A 23403-nucleotide genomic window follows, 5' to 3' on the forward strand; every position below is an offset into this window, starting at 1 on the left:
AAATGTCAAATCCAATGCTCATAAACTGGCTCAAGCGAATGGGGTAAAACTCTGGGACGATAACAGTTAATTGGTTTAGTGATTCGAGCTAAAAAATAAGGGATCTATGAACCAAGAATCCCAGTCTATAAAAGAGCGGGGAGTATCATTTGAAAAAAAATTTGCAGTTTTGCAGTCGGAAACTCGCTGGATTCCCAGCAATACAGTGGAAATAGACACTCCTGAAAAAGCTCGATCGCTCCTGAAGTTAATGGATGCACTGGAAGATTTGGACGATGTGCAAAGCGTGACGGCGAATTTTGAAATGACTGATGAATTGATGTCTTTGAGTATGGTTTAACAATCTAAATCACCAGATTTTTGCCATCCGCAAGACAAATCCCGGTAACTCTGGATCAGCGCTGACTGTTTCAGGATTATCCAAGATTTCAGGTTCGCAATCGGGACGGTAGATGTAGACTTTTCTGTTTTTGCGATCGAGCAAAAAGCCGAGCGATATACCGTTCTCAATATATTCTTGCATCTTGTTTTGCAATCCCTTGAGAGTGTCACTAGCAGACCGCAATTCAATCACAAAGTCTGGACAAATCGGTGCGAATGAGGCTTTTTGTTCTTCAGTTAAGGCATTCCAGCGCTCTAGTTTAATCCATGAGGCATCGGGAGATCGGGTTGCTCCATTTGGCAAGGTAAAGCCGGCACTGGAGTCAAACGCTTCACCTGTGCCATCTTCTTCTGCCCAGTTCCCCAATTGTAGGGCAATCTTACCGTTTCGATTCCCTGTATCTGAAAAGGCGGGTGACATAATGATAACTTCCCCACTGGCAGTACGCTCAATTCTCAAATCGCGATTAACCAGACAGAATTCATAGAACTGTTCAACAGTCATCGATTGGATCGCAGGGAAATTGACTGTCATTGGGACGCTTTGGGTTTGAATTAGCAGCGTCGTCATGGTTTTTCCTCAGTTAGTGTAGGGGTGATAGAATACCTTGAGCTTAGACTATTTTAGCTTTGCGATCGAAAGTCTGAGTCGATCGGGGAATCGGAGGCTTGTATCCGTTTTTGGGCTGGATTAATAATCTTTTTTCCCAGTAAGCAAATAAGTAACCATGTATCCCTTGCCCTTAACTTGAATAGCGCCGCGCTTCTGAAAAGTATATTTATCTTTTAATATCTCGTAGGTTTCGGCGGTGACTTGAATGCAGCCGGTAATCCCGTGGGATTCCATGCGCGAAGCAATATTTACTGTGTCGCCCCAGAGGTCGTAAATAAACTTTTTTAAGCCGATAACGCCGGCAACGACAGGGCCACTGCTAATCCCGATCCGAATGCTGAAAGGTTCCGAATGTTCTAAACTGAGGAGCCGAATTTCGTGCAACATATCGATCGCCATGTTCGCAACCGCCTCGGCGTGATCCTCTCTGGCCGTAGGCAAACCGCCGACAACCATGTAAGCGTCACCAATAGTCTTAATTTTCTCTAAACCGTGGCGATCGGCCAAGTGGTCAAAAGCCGAAAAAATATCGTTGAGCACTTCCACCACCGCCGTCGCTGAAATTCTCGACGAAAGCTCTGTAAACCCCACAATGTCGGCAAACATCACAGTTACTTCCGCAAAACTTTCGGCGATATTGTGTTCATTGTCCTTCAAACGCAGGGCGATCGCTGCGGGCAAAACGTTCAGCAGCAGTTGCTCGGATTTAGCTTGTTCGAGTTCCAATTGTAGGTAAGCAGCCTGCAACTGTTCGGCTTGGCGAATTCTTTCTCGGGCTAGCTTTTCGATTTGGGCGGTGCGGCTCAAAGATGTCAGCATATATGTCACCGGAATCAGAGTCCACAGCATCCCCATCGTCAGAGTTCCCCAAGAGCGCCAGTGCTTGCGAAGCCTGCGAATTTCCGGTGTTGCTGACACGTACATAGACCACTGGCGGCCGCTAATTTTCAGCCGCCTTCTGCAAGCTGTATAGTTCGGGCCTGGATTGTCAAGAATCGGGCAGTTTTGCATCAGGGATCGGTCAGCAGCGGCTGATGCTGGAAGCACTTGTTGGCTCGCCGATTGGAACTGCACCGCAAATTGCTGAATTTGCCTCTCAGCAGGGAGATTTTTGAGAACCTGGTTGGCCCTTTGCGGTAACAGTGGCGCTGCTTGTGGCTTGTCTGGAGCCTCGCTAACGAGATAAATATTGAGGTAGTCGGTATTGCGTCCTTTTAAAGAGGTTTGGAAAATATCTTTGCCTCGAAATACGCCCAGAACAAATCCTTGTAGCAATTGGCGACGGGATTCCAGGGTAGTCGGGTTACTGCTGTTTTCGTAAATCGGAACTATTGCCAAAAGACCCTGTTCCGGGGAAGTGCCCTGAGTTAAGCCGATGTAGTTGGTGACAATCATTTCTCCTGTATCGCGCCCTCGATCGAGCGCGGCGCGGATTTCTGGGTGGGAGGCGAGGTCAAAGCCTAATACTGTCTCGTTTCCGGCTGGTGGTTCGACGTAGAAAGCCGGGAAGTATTCGGAACGCTGGAGGGCCTTGCGGAGTTCTCCTCGCGGGCCGCGTTCTGTAATCTCGAAGCTGGGTTCTGTTTCGGTTCTAGCTTTGGTTTCGTAGTTGCGCCGCTGCGAATTGGGGACGCGGGGGGCCCAAGCCAGGAGTTGCAGGCTGGGGTGGACGGATAGGGGACGGGTGACAAACCGAGCAAAAGAGGAACGCTCGACGGCGCTGAAGGCTTTCATGTAGTCGCTGAGGGCGAGAACAGTATCTAAGTCGGAGTTGAGCTGGCGTTCGATGCCGATCGAAATATCGTCAATGCGGCGGTGCATTTCGTAGTCGCGGCGCTTGTCTTCCCAGTCCCAAACCAAGGCGAATGCCAGGGCCGACAGCCCGACACCCAAAGCCAGCGTCAACCCGGCTGGAATGTAGCGAGACCAGGATAAAGGTAGTTTTTTCAGCATAATTGCCTAGCGAATAAGGGCAGCAGATTAGCACACCGCTGAGTGCGATTTTTTCCGGCCTCTGAGTGCGGTTAATTCAAAACCCTGATAACTCAAGCACCGACGGCAATTGGGAATTAAAAGTTAGATATTTAAACTTTTAGATTAATGGACGATCGCTCAGCAGGGGATTTCAATCCAAAATTCCGCTCCCTGTCCGGGCGCTGAGATGCACCGCAGGCTTCCCTTATGTTTTTCTACCACAATTTGATGGCTGATGGATAATCCTAAACCAGTTCCAGAGCCTACGGGCTTGGTGGTGAAGAACGGGTCAAATAGCCGCTTGCGAACCTCTTCGCTCATTCCCGGGCCACTGTCGGCGATGCAAATTACCATGCGATCGCAATCACTGAGCTGGGTTTTACTGTGGCTTTTCAACCCAGCTTTTTTCATGAGGGTGCGAATCACGATCGTCCGAGGTTCCGGTTGGTTTTCTAGAGCATCGATCGCATTGCTGATAATATTTAGAAATACCTGGTTCAACTGACCCGCACAACAGTAAATTTTGGATGTTTTTCCGTATTCTTTAATAATTTCAATCCCACTTTTTATACTTGCCTGATGCAATCTGTGCTGCAAAATTAATAGTGTACTGTCAATCCCTTCATGAACGTCTACCAACTTCATTTCTGATTCATCCAGTCGCGAAAAGTTCCGCAGCGACAACACAATATTACTGATTCTTTCTACTCCTACTCTCATGGAATTAAGCATTTTTGGCAAGTCTTCCTTGAGAAAGTCTAACTCTAAGTCCTTAACTTTTTCAGAAATCTGAGGTACTGGGGACGGATAGCATTCCTGGTAGAGACTTAACAGTTCAATTAAATCGTGAAAATAGTTGTAGGTATGAGAAATATTGCCGTTAATAAAAGTTGCCGGATTGTTGATTTCGTGGGCAATCCCAGCCACCATCTGACCGAGACTCGACATTTTTTCGGATTGAACTAATTGGATTTGAGCGTTTTGTAGTTGTTCGTAAGCTTCTTGCAATTGGGCGGCTTGTTTTCTTAATTGAGATTCAGAAGCTTGGAGTGCGGCGGCGGAAATTTTGCGATTGGTTATATTTTCAATCATCCCTAAGTTGTAAATAGGTTGTCCTTCACCGTCTCGAATCAAAGTAGCTGTCACGTTTACCCAAACAATTTTACCTGTAGCGGTAATCTGGCGGAGTTCAATTTGATAGTGAGTAATTTCTCCCCGCTTAAGAGAATCAGCAACTTGGAGATTTTTGGGTGAATCTTCGGGATGCCCAAGTTCAATAGATGTTTGGGCGAGCAATTCTGCTGCAGTATATCCCAGCATTTCGCAGTAAGTTTTATTGACTCGCACTAACTTGTTATCGTCTAAATTAGCTAAGTAGATAGCGATGGGTGCATCTTCAAAAATTGTGCGAAATAGTTCCTCGCTGGCCCGGACTTTAGCTGTTAGGAAAAGCCTATCTGTGATGTCTTCAAACGTAGACAAAATGCCTACAACATTGCCTGAATTGTCGTGTAAAGGTATTTTATTTGTATCCAGATAGCGCTGGGTGCCATCGGCTTGCATTTTGAATTCTATGATGTGATATTCAGGGGTGTTGGTTGTCATGATGCGGCGGTCGCAGGATCGAAAAAATTCTGTTTCTTCCGGCTTCCAGGGCATATCGAAGTCGGTGAGACCAGCGATGTCACTGGGGTGATTGAAACCTGCGACTTTGGCAAAGTTTTTGTTGCCTCCCAAGTAAACTAAATCTCGATCTTTCCAGGCAATTAACTGAGGAATGTTATTGATTACTAACCACAGCATTTTTTGGGATGTTTCCAAGGCTTCCGTGCGTTCTAGGACGCGCTTTTCTAGTTCTTGATTGGCTTGTTGCAGGGCGATTTTTGACTCGCTGAGGGCGATTTCTGCTAGCTTGCGATCGCTGATGTCGATTGTCACCCCTTCCCACAGTATATCGCCCCCAGGCTGCGCTTCGGGGCGGGCGATGCCGCGAATCCATTTCAGTTTTCCCGATCCGGTTACGATCCGCCCTTCATATATCCAAGGTTTTAAAGTTTTCCCGGAAATTGTGATTGATTCTAACATGGGTTTTAGGTCTTCTGGATGCACCATTGACCACATTAAACCGGAGTTTTCTTGAATTTTTTCTGGCTCTAATTCGTAGAGTTCCCAACAGCCGGAACTTACATAAATGAATTCATCGGAACCGTCGGGATGCAGCAAGTATTGATAAATCATTCCCGGCACGTTGGCGGCCATTTTTTGGAATCTGGCTTCGCTTTGGATCAGTGCTGATTCTGCAAGTTTGCGATCGCTAATGTCAATCAACACGCCGTCCCAAATAATGTCACCTTTTTCGCCCTGTTCTGGCCGGGAAGCTCCGCTAATCCACTTAATCCGATCGCCCGGAAAAACAAATCTGCCTTCCCACCGCCAAGGCTCTAAAGTTTTAGCTGAGATACCAACAGATTCCTGGAAGCTTGGCGCATCGTCTGGATGAATCATTTCGATCGCGGGAATAGCTGAATTTTGGAGTACATCTGGCTCTAATTCCCAGAGTTCCCGGCAGCCGGAACTGACGTAGGGGAATGACATAGTGCCGTCTGCTGCTAACTGAAATTGATAAATCATCCCAGGAACGTTGGCGGCTAGTTTTTGAAACCTAGCTTCGCTTTGCCGTAGTGCGGTTTCTACTTCTACGCGATCGGTAATATCGTGAAATGCCGATAAAATTGCGGCTTCGCCATTAAAATTAATCGCTCGCATCGACATTTTTACCCAAAAAAAACTGCCATTTCCTTTCTTGAGGCAGATTTCTTCGCTGTCGCTAAAGCCGTTTTGTTTGACTAATCCTATCAATTGACGGCGGTCATTGATATTGGCATAAAGTGCAATTTTTTTGCGCCCGATAAGTTGTTCATGACTCAAACCTAAACTTGCTCCGAGGGCAGGATTTGCATACAAAATAACGCTATCTTCTATGCGCGTAATTGACATAGGAATGGGAGTCACAGTGGCGATCGCCCGCAATCTTTCTTCGCTTTCTTCCCTCGCTGTTTCGGCGGCTACTCTTTTGCTAATATCGTTCTGAACTCCGATAAAATGAGTTAATTTTCCCTCATTGTCTAAGATGGGGGAAACCATTAATTCATTCCAAAAAGGAGTTTTATCCTTGCGGTAATTTTTGAGAACTACCTGAATTTCCGTTCCCGATCGTAAACTGCTGCGAAGTTTGTCTAATTCGGCCTGATCGGTATCGGGACCCTGCAAAAACCGGCAGTTGCGTCCAATAACTTCTTGGGCACTGTAACCGGTCAGTTTCTCAAAAGCAGGATTGCAGTAGATAATAGGTATGTCAGGCCTGCGAGCATCGGCGATGAGGATGCTGTTGCTCGACGCTGCGATCGCCCGCTCTAGGAGAGACAGGTTGAAAGAGTCTGTTGTCATCTGTAGCAATATTCACGCTCCTGCGGAGCGGACAGAAGAATAAAAAATTCTACACACCTTAAGCTATTCTTATTCTATAATCTTATTTTTAATTTAGCTTTGTTAACAAAGTCAGCAGCCCAAAAAAGTCGGCGAGGGAGACGACTAATACCATTTTAGATGTTAGATTTTGGATTGGCAATGACTGATTCCATCATGGTTTGGATGATGGGTGTACAGTTGCTTCTTTTGGGAAATTAGTATCACCGAAGGCATTAGGCACTTATCCAGAAAACAGAAGGTAAAAATACCGAATGCCCACAGAAAATAGAAGGTGAAAATACTGATATGTTGAACTTTTTTTCTTTTCCTCCTTCCATCCGGCTCGCCAACCCTTTTAAATGGACAAGTTGATGCAAGAACCCTGAGCAGTTTTGCTTACTTCAATCCTGGCTTGAAAAGCTTCTTTCAGGTGGGGCATATGGGTAACGGTGAGGATGCAGGCGAAGTCGGAGGCGATCGCATTAATTGCAGCAATCAGCCGATCGCAACCTTCAGCATCCTGAGTCCCGAACCCCTCATCAATAATCAACATTTGTAAAGCCGTGCCCGCCCGCTGAGACAGCAGTCTCGCCAGCGCCAGCCGAATCGCAAAATTAATCCGAAAAGCTTCACCGCCCGAGTAAGTTTCGTAGGCGCGAGTACCGCGAGCATCAGCGATTAAAATGTCTAAAGTGTCAATCAACTTAGTTGCTTTTTTAGAAGCAGCAGCCCGCTGAGTAATAAATTGAACGTGCAATTGATTCGCGCTCAATCTCGACAATATCTGATTGGTTTCAGCTTCGAGTTGAGGCAAAACATTTTCAATCATTAAAGCTTGAATGCCATTTTTACCAAATGCTTGACCCAACTCTTGATAAACTCGCTGCTGGCGTTTGGCAACTTGCATTTGCTCTTTTTGAGCTACTAGCTGAACTTGCAGAGTTTCTAGATTTTGCTGCTGCTGCTGGAGGCGTCCGAGACTTCCCAAATGTTGGTCTAGCTGCTGGCGGCGGCGACTGATTTGCTGTTCGATCGCACTTATGCGGGCTGTGGGATCGGGATGTTCTTGCAATTGCTGGTTCATCGCGGAAGTTTGAGCGCTGACAGCTTGCAAATCTCGATCCCGCACTGCGATGGAATTTGCTATTTCATTAACCCGCTGCTGCACTTGCGGGTACTGCACAGTTGCCGATCGCAATTTTTCGGCGCGCGCAATCCAAAACTGCGATCGGCGCATTTCGCTGCGGACGTGTTCGTGCTGCTCCAAATTATAGCCAACTTCCGCAATGTATCTATCTAAAGACAGAATTTGCTGCTGTATTTCCGAGCTGTTTTTTTGCTGTTCTAACTGTTGCTGTACAGTGGCTAATTGAGTTTGCAAATCCGGGCGACGGGCATTAATTTTATTCAGTTTCTGCTGAGCGTCTTTGATTTGAGCTTGCTTAATTTCCGCCCACCGCAAGCGCTTTTCATCGCTGCGGGCGAGGGAGTGGCTGCGATCGCTATAATTGAGCTGTTGCAGTTGCTGTTCGATTTGCTGGAGTTCGCCCAAATCCTCGGCTGCATACTCGCCGGTGCGTAACAACCGCTCGATTTCTGCCGCGTCTTGACGCATACTTTGCAGTCGGTTTTCGTCTTGGCCCAGGCTATCTAATTGTGCTTGTAAATGACTGCGGCGTTCCCGCAATTCTTGGTAGGGCGCTAATTCCTCTTCTAGTTCGCGGTATTCATGTCTGAGAACTTGAATTTCGCGCTCAGAGACGGCCAACTGTTCGCGGACAACCCACAGTTGGTTCCAGATTTCCTGCTGTTGGGTGTGGTGTTTTGTGACTACCAAATTCCAGTAGTGTTCGTCTAAAGGTCGATCGCACAAAGGACAATTGCCAAAATTTGTATCTCGCACCATTAAAGGCGAATTCGATGGCTCGTTTTCCGCAAAATTCGAGGCTTTACCTTCACCTGCACTGGTTTCTCCTTCATGTTTCCGCAGCAGTTGCAGTTTTTGGTCAATCTCGGCGAGTCTGGTTTGATAGTCGCGGCTTTTAGCTTGCAGGTTTCCTAGAAAGTCGTGCCTTTCTTGACCTTTTTCACGAACTCGCTGCTGATAAACTCGCTTGTTTTCCAACTGCAAAATTTGATTGGCGATGGCCGAGATTTCCTGCTGTAATTGCGGTTGTCGCTGCTGCTGCTGAACTTGCACCTGTCGGTTGATTTCGTCTAAGCGGGCGGTTAAACCAGCGCGGGCGCGATCGAGCTTTTGTTGCTTTTGCTGCTGCTGTTGTAGCAGCGGCGAAACTTGCAGTTGCAGTTGCTCTAGTTCGTTGAGGCGCGATCGAACTGCTTGCAACTGTGCGAGTCCTTTGTCAACTTCCGGCTGCTGTTTGAGAATTTCCAGAACATCTTTTTCATCTTGTTCTAAAACATCTAATTGAGCTTGCAACTGCTGAATTTTGCTTTGCAAAAAGCTCAGTTCTTGCCGCTGCTGTTCTTGCAATTGTTGGCGCTGATTTTGGGCTTGTTGATTAACCTTAAATTTTCCCGCCAGACTTTCTTCTGTGGCTTGCAAGCTGTGGAAATACGCGATGCCTGCTGTTATTTCATTTTCTTGTCCTAGGAGAGCTTGCAGCTCATTTTGCTGCTGTTTGGCTGCGCTGAGTTCTTGCTGCAAGCGGCGGCATTCTTGAGAGATATTGTAGTGCTGTTGCTGGTGGCCGGCGAGGAGTTTTTGCCAAGTTTGGCGGTTGTGGTGCTGGAGTTGCAGTTGCTGTAACTCGGTTGTGTCGGCTTGCTGCTGCTGCTGAAGCAAATCGGTTGCTTGCTGCAATTGAGTTTGTTCTGAGGCGAGCGTCTCTTTTTGTTGCAGTTGCTCTTGTACGGTTAGCAAACTCTGTTTGAGCACTTCTACTTGAGCTTTAAATTGTTTGGAGGTATCCTTGGCTTGGTCGGATAAAGTATCGTAGGAGTCGAGTTTGAGCAGGTTGGCTAAAACTTGTTTGCGTTCGATCGGCTTTTTGAGCATAAATTCATCAGCTCGCCCCTGCCGCAAATACGCCGAGTTGATGAAGGTATCGTAATCTAGTTTGATGTGTTCGAGGATTTTTTGCTGAGTTGTTCTCAGACCTTTGTCTGTGAGCGTGCGAAAATTAAGTTTTTCCTCACTCTCGGCCGAATTCAAGCTGACTTGAAATTCCAAACTTCCCGATTGTCCGCGCCGACGGTTGCGAATCACCCGGTAGATTTGGCCGCCGGTCGAGAAAGTGAAATCAACGCGGACATCTGTTTCGCCGATATGGATGATATCGTCTTCTGTATCGCTACGACAACAGCCCCAAAGTGCCCAGGATATGGCTTCTAAGAGGGAGGATTTGCCAGCACCGTTAGGCCCGCAAATGCAAGCGGTGTGCAGGCCGCGAAAGTCTAAAGCAGCTTCGCGATAGCTGAGAAAATTTTTGAGTGTAAGTTGTATAGGAATCATTTAGGCCATCGCGCCATACAATCTATTTATAAATAACACTATTTGTACGCTGTTGCCTAGTTATTCAATCTAGATCCAGAACTATTGTCAGTGCTTCTGCAATTTCTTCCATAATTGTCTCGGACAGGGTTCCGAGTTGTCGGACAAATCTTTGTTGAGAAACGGAACGGACTTGAAAAGCGTCGGCGGCGGAGACTTTAGTCAAGCCATTTTCGCCACTCGGTTCTAGTCGAACCATCCAATTTCTCTCGGTGTATCGCTCTTTCCAGTCAGTGATAGGAACAATAACTTCAAGCAGCAAAATTCCCACCGTTTCATCGCTGACAATTACTACCGGACGGGTTTTGCCGATTTCTGCGCCCACAGTAGGTTCAAGCGCAACCAACCAGATTTCACCTCTACGCATTAGTTTTTATCCCTGCATTAAGGTATTCTTCCTCGGATTCAAAATAGGGTTCGCTGTCAGCCGACCACAAATCATGTAAAGCACCTCCCGGCATATAATCTTTGACTGCTGCTTCTGCTGCGGCTCTGAGTTTCTGCTTTCGCTCAGCTTTGCGCTGGACTTTTTCTTCTATTTCTTCGCGCATCATCCGCGAAGCTGTTTCGATGATTTCTAGGCGTTCTTCTGCTGTCAGATTTTTGAGTGCTGCTAAGATTTCTGTTTTGGTCACGGTTTTTTCGGGTGGTTGGTGAGAAAGTACGATCGCACCATCATTATATCTTTCACAAAAATCAATATCGACGCTCTGTGCTTATGACGCAACCTACATTACCGCTCTGTGCTTATGGCGCACTCTACATCGATCGCATAGGCAGATTTTCCATCATCAAAAAGGGTTGACTGTATTCCTACAGCCAACCCCGCGCCTATTTATTTATTTGTCCTGGGTTTGCTCAAACAGCAACACTACCGGGCAATATTCGGAAACGTATAGCCGACACCGACTAACAATCCCACGTCAGCTCCGTCAACAAAACCAATATTCAATCCCGCTGTTGCTGTTAAATTTCTCGTCAGCGGCACATCTACACCCCCGGAAATCAGGAAGCCAAAATTACCGTCATCCCCGGTAGTAACTATCACGCCAGCACCTGCATAGGGAGCAGCACTAATCACAAAATCCTCGCTGACTTCGACGGTCTCTTGAGATACAAAATCGAAGGTAACGGGAACTAGAAGAGTTAAGTTGTCGCGCAACAAAACAGCCGGTCTCACCGACAAATTGTTCGTCAAACCGATTTTGCTAATAATCGCAAATGAACCGTCACCCAAGGCTGAATCTCCGCCAAAACCTACATTGCCACCAATGCCGATGTAGCTGGGCCCTGAACGGGTAGCTCGGCCTGGTCGGATTTGAGTTCCCTGAGCCACTTTTTCAGTTGCTTCAGAGACAGTGGCAGGTTTTTCAGCAACTTTCGGTTGGTTTGTCAAAGCTGAGGCGGAAGTGCTGACAGGATTGCTCAACAATTCTTGTGCTGTTTGGACTTCTTTTTCTTCCTTCGTTGCTGTTACTTCCAGATTATTGCTCTGGGCAACAATTGAGGTAGGTCGATCGCTCTTTTTGGCAGTCTCGACTGTTGACTGCACTTTGACACCATTATCAGCAATTTTAGCGGTTTCTTCCGACTTTTGGGTCTCAGCAGCAACGGATGTATTTTGCGCTGTTTCTGTCTCAGCAATTTCAGATGTTGCTGCTTCCGATTTTTCGGGTGCAGCCATAGATACTTGCGAGTTAGTGGCCGATTCAGAGGCTGCTGGCTCTGCCGCTTCTGTTAGTTCGCTCCAACTGATTGAATCAATTTTTTTATTACTAGCCGTTGTTTCTGCGTCGGGTTTAACTGCTGAAGTTGCCGTCGGCTCAGAAATTTGGTCAATATTTTGAGCTGCGATTGTTGCAGTTGTAGCGACATCGGCCAAGTTGCCAGTTTCAGCTTTCGCTGACATGGTACTGCAACAAACAGCTAAAGCTGCAAGATTTATTAACGCAAAAGTAGACTTGGAAAATAGACTATTCATAGCAACTCCTCAATGAAGGGTGTGTTAAAAGTGTAAGTGTTTGAGGCAGAATGTCGAGAGCTTTGGGAAAAAAAGACACAAATATGAGTTGTGTTGTTCCTAGATTGCCATTTTACCCTTGAATAGTCAACTCTCAAGCTGATTAGATTCAAGAACGGACGGTGGGTTTAGAGGCTAATTTTAATTTACAGATCGATCGGCAAAAAATCAATCCTAGGGATGATTCCATTCTTAATCCTGTTTAATTGATGGGTCGATCGCGCGTCTCGCTTGCATTCTACAATACTGTACTTGGGGGCGCTGCACTTGCAGCCACGCCGGAAAAACCCGGTTTTTGAGGGCGCACCGAGTCGAAACCAAGAGACAACAAGCTTTCAAAACAGTCTTGGCAGCCCCGCCGTCCAAAGCAAGTGCAGTTAATACAACGCGATCGGCTGCTGCACAGTCCCTGACAATTAATGTAAAATAATACCACCGATCCGAGAAAGAGTTGGGGCTCGATCGTGTCAAAATTACTGAATATTATGAAAATTGTGTAAAATTTAGTCTTCTATTTGTAAAGTTTAGCCTTCGCTTTCGCTCAGGGTCTGACCATCTCACAACTGCACGCAACTAAACAAGTAAAAAAATACAAAGTATCTCATCTCAACCTGACTTTATGAGCAAAGTTCTAGTGATATTAGGCGAATTGAGCGATCGCGACATCGATTGGATGCTCGCCAACGGCACCCGCACCCAAGTCCTCCCCGGCACAACCCTGATCACCGAAGGTAAGCCCTTAGACGCCCTGTACATACTTCTGGAGGGAACTTTGAGCGTTTCTGTATCATCTTTGGGCGACAAAGAAATTGGAAAAATTATTTCCGGGGAAGTGTTAGGCGAAATGTCTTTTGTAGACGGGAGGCTTCCTTCTGCTAGCGTCACGGCAATTGAAGAGTGCCTCATCCTGTCAATTCCCCGGCGACTGCTAACTGAAAAACTCGAGCAAGACGTGCTTTTTTCCCTGCGGTTTTATCGGGCGATTACCAAATTTCTGTCGTCGAGACTGCGGGGTACAGTCAAACGCTTTGGCGATGATAGTGATGGTTTAATATATCAAGAACCCGACGACGAGGACGGCATCCCGCAAAATGTCGAAAATCCAGATTTGGCGGCATCGAGATTTCAATGGCTGTTGGAGCGTTTGAAGGGGAATTGAAGGAAGAAGGAAGTTCGGCAACGGATTAGCTTTCTTCGGATGTAACGGATTTCAGGAAGAAGGAAGAGGGAAGAGGGAATAAGAGAAAAGGACACCTATTTCCAATTCCCAATTCCCAATTCGCAATTAGAAAACATATTTTTCAGCGACGCGCCAATAGCGGGAAAAACGCTTCAAATCAATGTAACCATCGTAGCGGACAAAGGCTTCCGGTGGCAAAACTTCTACTGGGTGCGATCGCTTAATTTCCCGGCAAATATCCTGAAATCGAGGACTGGGACTTTCGGTAGTTACCACTTGATTAGCGCCGGATTCGATCGCAAAAGCGATAACTTCTGCAGCCACATCGCCCCGCCGAATAACTACCGGCAACTCCAGCAAACATTCGTAAATAAACACCATTCGTTTGAGACTCAACTGCCATTCATCAATGAGCGCATCATCCCAAACCCAGATTGCCGGTGCCTCTGGGTGCGCTTGAAAAGCCGGGCCTTCAGGAGTCAAGCAGTCACCGTGCAGCCAAATAATCGGATTGTTCATAAATTAGTAATTGTTAACTGTTGACTGTTGACTGTTGACTGTTAATTTATGACAACTGACAACTGACAACTGACTTTTTAATTTGTGCGACCTTTTTTAGAGCCTTGCCAACTTTTAGAACCGCCGCTACGATCGACCTTTTCGCCATGAGGAAACAACTTCCCTTCCAAATATTCGTAAGTTCCCTCAAAATCGCATTGCCCATAAAAAGGACAATCGCGACAATAAACCGCCTTAGTGTAACGCTCCAAGTTTTCCCGATTAAAAAAATAAGGTTTGTGACTAAAAGTGCTCGCTACCCACTGCCAAGAAAGATTATTGCTCGCCGGATCTCCATCTAGCAAATGTTGTAAAAACCAGCGAGCTCCGGCTTGCCAACGCACGCGGCGCCAGTGTACGAGATAAGCGGCAGTCCACATCCGCTGGTGATTGTGCAAATAACCAGTTTCTCGCAACTCGCGGCTGAAACTGTCGATGCAAACCAAACCAGTCGTGCCCTCGACGACATCCTGTGGCAGAGTTTCGCTGTAATCTTTAGCAGTGTAACCAGTTTTGTAGGGTTCCCGGTCTTGCCAAATGCCCTTGCCCAATTCGGCGTACAGTCGCTGCCAATAATCCCGCCAACCCAACTCGTTGACGAGTTTTACGGCCTCTTCTGGATGCCGCACCTTCTCCAATACGGCATCCCGGACTTCCGCAAGACTCAAAACTCCGTAGCGCAAATAGGGCGACAAGCGCGTTACCGCACCGTTGAGGAAATTGCGGGTTGAGGCGTATTTGCCTGGGTCAATTTGTTGCAGGGCTGTCTCGGCTGCTTTCCGCCCGCCTGGGGTTGGGGGTACGTTACTATCCTGGGCGGCGGCTTCGGGGAACTGTTCACGCACGTAGGCAATTAATTCGTCGCGGCTGGCAAATTCCCGCTTCATGTCCTGACTCATTGTTTTCTCAAGCGCCTGCTATTCTTTACTCATGTTAAAGCTATTCGATCGGGCGTGCCGGATCGATGCCCTAAATTGCCCTTCACTCCTGGTAACGTACAGTTTGCCCCAGCCGCAATCGATCGTCGGATCGCAGCCAAAATTAGCATCAAAGTTCAGTACACTCAGGGATAGATATAATACCAAAATCCTATGGAAACTTTTCCGGCGCACGCTAAAGCGATCGCCAGCTTAACTAACGGACAGCAGCAAGGTACAAAACAACTGGAAAACAGCGAAGTTCAAGAGTTCGATCGAGCCATGATGCGCCGCTGCATAGAATTGGCTCGCCGTGCTCTCGGCAAAACCGCACCCAACCCCCTTGTCGGTTCTGTAATTGTCCGAGACGGCAAGATTGTCGGCGAAGGGTTTCATCCCGGTGCCGGTCAACCTCACGCCGAAGTTTTTGCGCTCCGGGAAGCGGGGGAACTCGCCGAAGGAGCGACCGTCTACGTGAACCTGGAACCCTGCAACCACTACGGCCGGACTCCCCCCTGTTCCGAAGCTTTAGTTAAGGCCAAGGTGGCAAAAGTAGTGGCTGGCATGGTCGATCCGAATCCTTTGGTAGCTGGAACTGGGCTAGCTCGGTTGCGAGAGGCTGGCATTGAAGTGGTGGCGGGAGTGGAAGGGGAAGCTTGCCAGAAACTCAACGAGGCGTTTGTGCACCGGATTTTGCACCGCCGGCCTTTTGGAATTTTGAAATATGCAATGACTTTGGACGGTAAAATTGCTACCAGTAGCGGCCACAGCGCTTGGGTGACAGGCGAGGAGGCTCGGAGCGAGGTTCACCGGGTGCGCGTCGGCTGCGATGCTGTGATTGTTGGGGGAAATACGGTGCGTCTGGACAATCCCCTACTGACGAGTCACAAGCCTGATAGGAATAATCCTTTGCGGGTGGTGATGAGCCGCACTTTGGATTTGCCGAAGTCTGCTTGGTTGTGGGAAACCTCTGTGGCGGCTACTTTGGTGCTGACTGAGCCTGGGGTTAACCCGGAATTTCAGGAATTTTTGATTGCCAAAGGGGTGGAAGTTGTGGAGCTCTCGCCTCTGACACCGACTAATGTTATGGCTTATTTGTACGATCGATCTTTTCTTTCTGTACTCTGGGAGTGCGGTGGCACTTTGGCGGCTCAGGCAATTACTGAGGGTGCAGTTCAAAAAATTATGGCTTTTATTGCTCCTAAAATTGTCGGTGGCCAAGGAGCTCCAACTCCTGTGGGAGATTTGGGCTTTTCGGCAATGACTGAGGCTTTGACTTTAGAGCGGGTTTCTTGGCGCGCGGTGGGTGCAGATTGTGTGGTAGAAGGCTATTTAAAAGTTAAAGATTGAAAGTTAAAAGCGAGTCTTTTGAGTTTTTGATTTTTAACTTTTAACTCCTTTTATGGTTGAAATTCTGATTTGGAGTTTGATGATTGGCAGTCTCGGCTTGGAGGCTGCGCTTGTGGGTCTTTTGGTGAACCACGAGCAATTGGATGCGGGGCAAAAATGCGATGAGGAGGAGGAAGTTTTGACTCGGTACGAATCTCAAGAAGATAATTTTAATGCGCCTGAAAATGCGCGATCCAATGGCAATCCCAAGTCTGAACCCAATTCTGTTGATTTGACGGTTTGGGAGTACAAGATTGTGCGGGCTAGCAACGATTTGTTCCGCAATCCTGCGATTTTTCACAAGCTATGCCAGGAAGAGGCGGAAGTTGGCTGGATTTTGCTCGAAAAGCTAGACGACAGGCGGGTGCGGTTCAAACGTCCGATCGCGCTGCGGGATGCCCCGATGCCTAATTTACCCATGTTTGACCCTTACCGCACTCATTACGGCCCCATCTCGAATGCGATGACTTGGGCTGCGACGATCGTGTTTATGAGTGCGATCGTGCTTCCTGCTGTTTTGGGCTATGCTTTGGTGTCTACTACTCTAACCAGAAGTCGCTCTAATTGGCCTCCGAGACCCGTTCAATCTTTGCCCTCTCCCAGCGGGCCAGCAACTAATAAGTGAAACCTGGGCAAATTGTCGCTCGCCCTTTTCGCAACCTGTTTTATAGCAAGTCTAAATCATTTGTGAACCAGATGTTTTTTTACGAACCGCGAAGGCGCAAAGACCGCGAAGGAAGACAGGAGAAGTGAGGAGAAGTCGTGGTTTGTTTGACTGATTTAGGCTTGCTATATATAGCCTTTCTCAGTAACATGAGGTGCTCATAGGGCATAGGGCATAGGGCATAGGGCATAGGCATACGACTCACCCAATACCTCACAACGCTTGAGAACCGCTATGCGTTATTTTGTTTTTATAATTGGGGCGGTATTACTGAGGGAGCGGCTAGCAATCTCAAGTCATAATTTGTATCGCCTTGAAATTGAGAAACGCGGACAAAATAACTCCCCACAGGTAAAGGCCCATTGCTGACAATTGTTTCTGAAGCCGTGCCTAAATTGTTAGACGAAGCAATAAGATCGTCTAATCCAGCGGCGCCGTTGCCGTTGAGATCTTGAATTAATTCAACATCAACATCTGCACTCAAGCCGTCAACAGTTACACTGAAAAGGCTGGGAGTATTGAGGATGAAACTGTAAATGTCGGCGGTTTCTGCATCTCCCACAAAATCGCTCGCAGTTTGAATTTCTGTGAGAATGCCCAGGCTTTTTGCTGCGTTCAAATTGTCTGCGGGATCGGGGAGAGTGCTCAACAATCCTTCTTGTTGACCGAATTGAATGTAATGGTCGATCGCACTTTTAACTGCGCCGTTTTGGACTGCGGCTGCTACCAGGGGATATTTTTCTAGATAAAAGCTGGGATCGAAGAAAACGCTGGCTTTGCGGTTTTCTAATTGACCGGCTTTGAAGTAGTGTTCAAAAGGGGTAAATTGATTTGTTTGGACTGCTGTCTGAACATCTGGGTTGCTTGCTAAATAGAAACCAACATCGAAGAAAGGGTTGGGGTTGCGTCGTTCAAATTGACCGAATCTAATAAAGTGATCGGCTGCTGAAAAGCCATTGAGTTTGGCTGATACCGCTACATCTGTATTGGTGTCTAAATAATAGCTGGCGTCGAACAGGGCATTCGGGTCGCGATTTTCAAATTTGCCAATTTTTCGGTAGTGATCGAAGGGACTCGATACCGTGCCTCTGGCAACTGCTACGGCGACATCAGGGTTGTTTTCGAGATAAAATTTGCTGTCGAACAGTGTTCTGAGGGTTAGCATTATTAAAAAAATCTCTCTGGGCTTTAGTCTGGAAATTGCACGATCGAGAATCCAGTTTACATCAAAGTTTTGTTTTGTGAGGATGTCTTAATTATGGCTAAATCTGCACTGATGGCAATGCTGCGCCGCGCTGCGAGTATTGCCCAGAACTCAAGGGAAACGGGCATTCCGGCTGATGAACTGCTGGGGATGCTGAGCGATCACATTCCTAATTCTGCCATATCTCGTCGCCGCTTGCTGCACGGGGGTTTAGCTGCTGCGGGGGCTGCCGCTGCTGCGACTTTTACCAGGGAGGGAGGGGGAGCTTTTGCTCAACAGGGCGGACGATCGCCGATTTTGGTTGTGGGTGCTGGGATTGCGGGTTTGACGGCGGCTTATCGCCTGCGCCAAGCGGGCGTGCGCGCCGATATAATCGAGGCAACGAATCGCGTGGGGGGGCGGATTCGCACTATTCCCAAGGTGGCTGGAACGCTGATTCCGGCGGATCTGGGGGGAGAATTTATTGACACCGGCCACACTAATTTAATCTCGCTGGCGACGGAATTGGGTTTGCAGGCGATCGACTTAGCCCAAGTGCAGAGTGGATTGGTGAAGGATACTTTTTTCTTTCAAGGGCGCCGCTTTTCTCTTGAGCAAATAATCGCGGAATTTACGCCACTAGCGAGTAAAATTACTGCTGATTTGGAGGCGGTTGGCGATGAAATTAGCTATCTTGATTTTACAGAAGCAGCGGAAAGATTGGACAATCTTTCGCTCGCTGAATATGTAGACCAAGCTGAGACTAGCACGATTGTCCGGCAGCTACTCCGCATTGCTTACACGACTGAATACGGTCGAGATCCTGAAGAACAGTCGGCGTTAAATCTGCTGTTTTTAATCGGTTCTGAACCTGGCAGTTTTGAATTGTACGGCAACAGCGATGAGCGTTATCAAATTGACGGCGGCAACAGTCAAATTATCAACCGTTTGGCGGGTCAATTGTCTGGTTCGATCGAGGCGGGGACGGTTTTGGAAGCGATTACTCTTTTGCCGGATGGCCGCTATCGGGTAAATTTGCGATCGGGACAAAGCGCGTTCGAGCGCACTTACGAGCGAGTTTTGTTAACTTTGCCGTTCAGCACTCTGCGAGACGTTAAAATTAACGTACCTTTGCCCCAACCGAAGCGTAGGGCGATCGAGCAGTTGGGTTACGGTACTAATTCTAAGTTAATTACCGGCTACCGCAGCCGAATTTGGCGGGAACCTTATCGATCGACGGCTTCTGTTTATAGCGATTTAGGATTCCAGAATACCTGGGAAGCTACGCCTTTTACTCCTACTCCTAACGGTTTAGTTACTAATTTTACAGGAGGAAAGCAGGGTTTGTCGATCGGTGCCGGAACTCCCGAAGACCAAGCACAAAGATTTTTGAACCAATTTGAAAGAGTTTTTCCCGGAGTGAGAAATTTGCGATCGGGCAAAGCTGTGCGTGCTTATTGGCCGGGAGAACGCTTTTCTAAAGGTTCTTATTCCTGCTATTTAGTCGGACAGTGGACGCAAATGTACGGCGTTGAAGGCGAACGAGTTGGGAACTTATTTTTTGCCGGGGAACACACTTCCCTGGAAAATCAAGGTTACATGGAAGGCGGTTGCGAAACTGGACAAAGGGCGGCTGTTGAAATTTTGCAAGATTTGGGTTTGATACCTTCTGCCGATGCTTTGAATGCTCGAACTGCTAGCAGTTTGAACAGTCGCCGTCCCAGCCGGAAAGTTCCCGGAGCGCAGAATCTTAGGAATAGGAAGCCGAGTATTAGATAATCTCGCCAGGTGCGTATTTAATGCTTGTTCGCCGTTTTTCCTAGCCCGTGCATCTAATTCTTGTGGGGTGGGCTTCTAGCCCGCCCAAAAATACAATTTAGATGCCCAACAGCTTAAAGCAACTTTACTAATTTTAAATCAGCACTTACCCCCTGCGGGGGTAGTTCTGGGGGCTGTATTCTTTGTCCAGTCTCGGTTTTAGCGACTTGACTGCCGACAAACCGTAGTCATGTATTTAAGATTTTCTCAATATTTAGGGCGAGAGTATTGTTCTCTGATGAATTTAAGTAAAAACCCCGCCACATAAGGGTTGTAAGAGGTTTTAGTCAGGTAAAAGACTTGGAGGCTCCGGGCAAGTCTCACCTTGCAATGGTTTCAGACGGAACTTACCCCGCACACGGGGTAAGTTCCGTTTAATCAGTAAAATTACTGGTGTTTAAGATGTGTCATCTACCTTAAGATAGAAATCATGAAGTTATTCGAGCATCATTAGGCAAGTACCACGGGAGCATCACCCCTACCAGGTGTCGCTGATGGACAAGAACGATGAGAATTGCCCCATCCGCTACAGGTAGTTTCCACCAAAGCACAATTTTTCCTACCCATAAGAAAAGATGAATCAATTGAAGCAGTCGATAAAGCAGTTTTGGTCGATCGTAAACCCCTACTTCTTTTCCAGAGAAAAATGGGGAGCTAGGGGGTTGTTCGCCCTCGTAATGTTATTAATGCTAGGTTTCAATGCTGTGAGCATAGTCCAGAGCTATATTATGCGGGACTTGATGAATGCAGTCACGGGAAAGAATGTTTCAGACTTCTATAAGATGTGGCTGATGCTATTGGGTCTGTTTGCCATATTCACGCCCATTATGGTTTTCTTCTTCTATTCGCAAAATGTACTGCAACTCTACTGGCGAAAGTGGCTAACGAATCACTTACTGAAGAAATATTTTAGCAATCAAGGTTTCTACAAAATTAAGTTCAATGATAAGGTTGATAATCCCGATCAGCGTTTAGCTGAAGACGTTAATTTGTTTGTTAAGCAAAATATTGATATTTGGGGATTATTATTCAACCAAGTTGTCACAATAATTTCTTTTCTCGGCGTTCTCTTTACAATTGACAAGGCACTGACTTTAGTTGTATTTATACTGGCTACTTTTAAAACTGTTTTAACTATCTTTATAGGTAAGAGATTAAGTAGATTAAAGTTCAATCAGTTACAACGAGAAGCAAATTTTCGCTATAGTTTGGTTCATCTTCGAGACAATAGTGAATCCATTGCATTTTACCGAGGTGAAAAGCGTGAATTTAGTGCAGTATCACAGCGATTTAATGAAGTTTTGAATAATTTTAATAACCTGATTGTCTTGCAGCGTAACCTTGGTTTCTTTACTCAAGGAACCGGGATGATATTTACAAATTTACCTATAGTTTTTTTAGCTCCTCGATACTTTGCGGGTCAGATAGATTTTGGGCAGGTAACGCAAGCTTCTGGAGCGTTTGTGTCTATATTAAGTGCCCTGGGCTTTATTGCCGAGAATTTTGATATGCTAACTAACTTTACCACTCAGATTAATCGTTTAGGAACATTTGATCGGGTTCTGTCCGAGCAAGTGGCAGCACCTCGAGCCGGCATGGCAAGGATTGATGTTGTGGAACAGCACTATCTAGCCCTCGAAGGGGTTACCTTAGAGACGCCTAACTATGAGCGAATCTTAGTTAGAGATTTATCTTTCAAGGTGGGGCAGGGTGAAAGCGTCTTGATTGTTGGACCTTCTGGCGCTGGCAAGAGTTCGTTAATGCGAGCGATCGCAGGATTGTGGAATGCGGGTACGGGTTGCATTGTCCGTCCTAAACCGGAGGAAACGCTGTTTTTGCCCCAACGGCCTTATATGCTGCTAGGGGACTTACGCAGCCAATTGCTATATCCCAACACCAGCGGTCAAGTTACTGATGAACAACTGCACGAAATACTCGAACAAGTCAATCTTTCCCATTTGCCAGAACGGGTAGGTGGATTTGATGTGGAATTGGAATGGGCTGATGTTTTGTCACTAGGAGAACAACAACGGTTAGCATTTGCACGCCTACTGCTGACTAAACCTCGCTACGCTATTTTGGATGAATCAACGAGTGCATTGGATGTGGCTAACGAGAGACGGCTCTATCAGTTGCTCAAAGAAACAGGAACTGCCTTTATCAGTGTCGGTCACCGTCCGACTTTGGTACAGTATCACGAGCAGGTCTTAAGGCTAGTTGGTAATACCAATTGGCATCTGATATCGGCTAAAGATTACAGCCCCGATCTCGCCGAGTTTGTTTGAAAAATGCAATTGCCGAACTGCAAGTAATGGTCTTTACCGTATCCGCCTCAAAATTCCAGCCGTGCGATCAGGTAGAACAGAGTAACTTTTGACCGTACCCGTCCATCACTTCCCTTTTAGGAGTTTTTCAACTGCTTTCAAGTGTTGCCATAGCATTGACATCACTTGAAAGCAGTTGATGAAGATTCCAACGCACAGTATACTGATAGCGATCGCCCTGTTTTAAAAGATGTAGTGGAGAAAGTAGTTCTAGTTCTGCGTAATTTTCTTTAGCATCGCCATTGTTATACACTTCTACAGGAAATCCAGCACCGCCTACTGTCCCATCGGGGTATTCCCCATCCTGACAAGTTGCTTTTTCCATCATGGCTAACCCATCTTTGACAGTTGCTACCACAACGACGGGGGTATCAGCACCAACCTTATAAATTTTTTTAGCAGAGACACCAACAGAGGGACGTAGCTGTAATAATTTCGGCGTAATTTGCACAATCGGTGACTCATTCTCCGGAGGGACGAGCCAATGATAATTATTTTTATATGTACTCTGGGGATTGAGTGGTAAAAAGATGGCGTCTGGAGCTTCAATTTGAGTAACGTTCACAATCGATAGGAGCAAAGGTTCTCCTTTCACTTTCTCCTTTCCTGCTCAAGAACAACACGATCAGTTATAACGTTTTTTATCCTGGGTTATCTTGAGTAACGACCATGACTTTACTTTACTTTATAAAGTTTGATGCCTTATCATAGCACAATGCAGCGTGAGCGCGACGCGCCATAACTATAGATATGCTAGCCTAAATTTTAGCTGCATTATATTGTAGAATTTATTTCATAAATTGCCGAAAAAAGCATGATTAATTTACATTTAACAGTAGCTTTATCGACCTTGCTAATGGTCCCGATTTCAGCTCGCACTTTAATTGCATACTCTACAAATACAATTGCCCAAAACTCCGAAAATGACGAGCCATTTTGCTACATGAAAACCCCCGATGGCAAAACAGTAGACTTAGGCAAGTTATGCGAGAAACAGCCATCTTTAGGGACTTCCCAAACTTGCATTCCCGGTTCCAACATTGCTGCGAAAGTGTCTATTGCGGCGACTAATTATGACGGCAACTTTTTCAGCGGTCAAGTCCTTAATCAAGGCTGCAAAATAATCAAGAATGTCAAAGTCAATTATGAAGTTTTGGACGAGTCAGGCAATTTAATTGACAACGGATTTATCTACGCTGAACCAGTTACTCTTGCACCCGGACAGTCAGCCGTCTTTCGGGGCCAAGTTGTCGCGGGGTCTAAAGTACAGGCTACTCATGCCGACGGTCAAGAATGATTTTAGATTTTAGATTTTAGATTTTAGATTGAAGAATTGGACAATGAACCCCACAGATGAATCCGTGACCTTTCTATCCGGGATGCTTTGGGTGAAGAATGAT

18 protein-coding genes and 1 pseudogene are annotated in these 23403 nt (G+C 46.7%); 7 read left to right on the forward strand and 12 right to left on the reverse strand.

Going from position 1 to position 23403, the window contains the following annotated elements:
* Window positions 1-160: 160 nt before the first annotated feature.
* A pseudogene (locus tag QUA24_RS03870) lies at window positions 161-340 on the forward strand (YebC/PmpR family DNA-binding transcriptional regulator); the annotation flags it as partial.
* 9 nt (window positions 341-349) lie between these two features.
* Here the strand turns inward: QUA24_RS03870 and QUA24_RS03875 are convergent.
* The 8 genes from QUA24_RS03875 to QUA24_RS03910 form a co-directional block, all read right to left on the reverse strand.
* Entirely contained in the window at window positions 350-952 is a 603-nt protein-coding gene (locus tag QUA24_RS03875; RefSeq protein ID WP_333227365.1) for a Uma2 family endonuclease, read from the reverse strand.
* A gap of 120 nt (window positions 953-1072) precedes the next feature.
* A complete protein-coding gene (locus QUA24_RS03880) occupies window positions 1073-2947 on the reverse strand; it encodes an adenylate/guanylate cyclase domain-containing protein (RefSeq protein WP_333227367.1) in 1875 nt (624 codons plus the stop codon).
* Window positions 2948-3106: 159 nt separating this feature from the next.
* Complete coding sequence (locus QUA24_RS03885; RefSeq protein WP_333227368.1) at window positions 3107-6415, reverse strand: PAS domain S-box protein; 3309 nt, start codon at window positions 6413-6415, stop codon at window positions 3107-3109.
* 376 nt (window positions 6416-6791) lie between these two features.
* The gene (locus QUA24_RS03890; RefSeq protein ID WP_333227370.1) at window positions 6792-9911 is read right to left on the reverse strand and encodes an SMC family ATPase; all 3120 of its coding nucleotides are present in this window, start codon (window positions 9909-9911) and stop codon (window positions 6792-6794) included.
* 64 nt (window positions 9912-9975) lie between these two features.
* Entirely contained in the window at window positions 9976-10317 is a 342-nt protein-coding gene (locus QUA24_RS03895; protein ID WP_015175564.1) for a type II toxin-antitoxin system PemK/MazF family toxin, read from the reverse strand.
* Window positions 10310-10585 carry a hypothetical protein gene (locus tag QUA24_RS03900; RefSeq protein WP_333227372.1) on the reverse strand — a complete coding sequence of 92 codons (276 nt, stop codon included), beginning with the start codon at window positions 10583-10585 and terminating at the stop codon, window positions 10310-10312. Before QUA24_RS03900 ends, QUA24_RS03895 begins: the two co-directional genes overlap by 8 nt.
* A gap of 236 nt (window positions 10586-10821) precedes the next feature.
* Window positions 10822-11931, reverse strand: a complete 1110-nt coding sequence (locus QUA24_RS03905; protein WP_333227374.1) for a hypothetical protein — start codon at window positions 11929-11931, stop codon at window positions 10822-10824.
* A 231-nt stretch (window positions 11932-12162) separates the two neighbouring features.
* Window positions 12163-12441 carry a hypothetical protein gene (locus QUA24_RS03910; RefSeq protein ID WP_333227376.1) on the reverse strand — a complete coding sequence of 93 codons (279 nt, stop codon included), beginning with the start codon at window positions 12439-12441 and terminating at the stop codon, window positions 12163-12165.
* Window positions 12442-12589: 148 nt separating this feature from the next.
* On the opposite strand from QUA24_RS03910, the gene QUA24_RS03915 reads away from it, so the two are divergent.
* Window positions 12590-13129: a cyclic nucleotide-binding domain-containing protein gene (locus QUA24_RS03915; RefSeq protein WP_333227378.1), complete on the forward strand. Its 540-nt coding sequence runs from the start codon at window positions 12590-12592 to the stop codon at window positions 13127-13129.
* 126 nt (window positions 13130-13255) lie between these two features.
* On the opposite strand, the gene QUA24_RS03920 is transcribed toward QUA24_RS03915, so the two are convergent.
* Window positions 13256-13669 (reverse strand): hypothetical protein, encoded by a 414-nt coding sequence (locus QUA24_RS03920; protein WP_333227380.1) that lies wholly within the window; start codon window positions 13667-13669, stop codon window positions 13256-13258.
* A 77-nt stretch (window positions 13670-13746) separates the two neighbouring features.
* Window positions 13747-14607 (reverse strand): FAD-binding domain-containing protein, encoded by an 861-nt coding sequence (locus tag QUA24_RS03925; RefSeq protein ID WP_333227382.1) that lies wholly within the window; start codon window positions 14605-14607, stop codon window positions 13747-13749.
* Between the two features lie 192 nt (window positions 14608-14799).
* On the opposite strand from QUA24_RS03925, the gene ribD reads away from it, so the two are divergent.
* Window positions 14800-15975, forward strand: a complete 1176-nt coding sequence (gene ribD, locus QUA24_RS03930) for a bifunctional diaminohydroxyphosphoribosylaminopyrimidine deaminase/5-amino-6-(5-phosphoribosylamino)uracil reductase RibD (protein WP_333227384.1) — start codon at window positions 14800-14802, stop codon at window positions 15973-15975.
* Between the two features lie 52 nt (window positions 15976-16027).
* A complete protein-coding gene (locus QUA24_RS03935; protein WP_333227385.1) occupies window positions 16028-16639 on the forward strand; it encodes a hypothetical protein in 612 nt (203 codons plus the stop codon).
* A 289-nt stretch (window positions 16640-16928) separates the two neighbouring features.
* Here QUA24_RS03935 and QUA24_RS03940 read toward each other — a convergent pair whose 3' ends face one another.
* Window positions 16929-17843, reverse strand: coding sequence for a calcium-binding protein (locus QUA24_RS03940; protein ID WP_333227387.1), 915 nt, complete (start codon window positions 17841-17843; stop codon window positions 16929-16931).
* Between the two features lie 93 nt (window positions 17844-17936).
* On the opposite strand from QUA24_RS03940, the gene QUA24_RS03945 reads away from it, so the two are divergent.
* Both QUA24_RS03945 and QUA24_RS03950 read left to right on the forward strand, forming a co-directional pair.
* Window positions 17937-19640: an NAD(P)/FAD-dependent oxidoreductase gene (locus QUA24_RS03945; RefSeq protein ID WP_333227389.1), complete on the forward strand. Its 1704-nt coding sequence runs from the start codon at window positions 17937-17939 to the stop codon at window positions 19638-19640.
* A gap of 614 nt (window positions 19641-20254) precedes the next feature.
* On the forward strand, window positions 20255-21964 hold the full coding sequence (locus QUA24_RS03950; protein WP_333227391.1) for an ABC transporter ATP-binding protein/permease: 1710 nt from the start codon (window positions 20255-20257) through the stop codon (window positions 21962-21964).
* A 127-nt stretch (window positions 21965-22091) separates the two neighbouring features.
* On the opposite strand, the gene QUA24_RS03955 is transcribed toward QUA24_RS03950, so the two are convergent.
* Window positions 22092-22598, reverse strand: coding sequence for a hypothetical protein (locus QUA24_RS03955; protein WP_333227393.1), 507 nt, complete (start codon window positions 22596-22598; stop codon window positions 22092-22094).
* 219 nt (window positions 22599-22817) lie between these two features.
* Between QUA24_RS03955 and QUA24_RS03960 the strand changes: the two genes are divergently transcribed.
* Entirely contained in the window at window positions 22818-23300 is a 483-nt protein-coding gene (locus tag QUA24_RS03960) for an FxLYD domain-containing protein (RefSeq protein WP_333227395.1), read from the forward strand.
* Window positions 23301-23403 lie beyond the last annotated feature (103 nt).

Source organism: Microcoleus sp. Pol12B5, assembly GCF_036701335.1.
Classification (GTDB): Bacteria; Cyanobacteriota; Cyanobacteriia; order Cyanobacteriales; family Microcoleaceae; genus Microcoleus.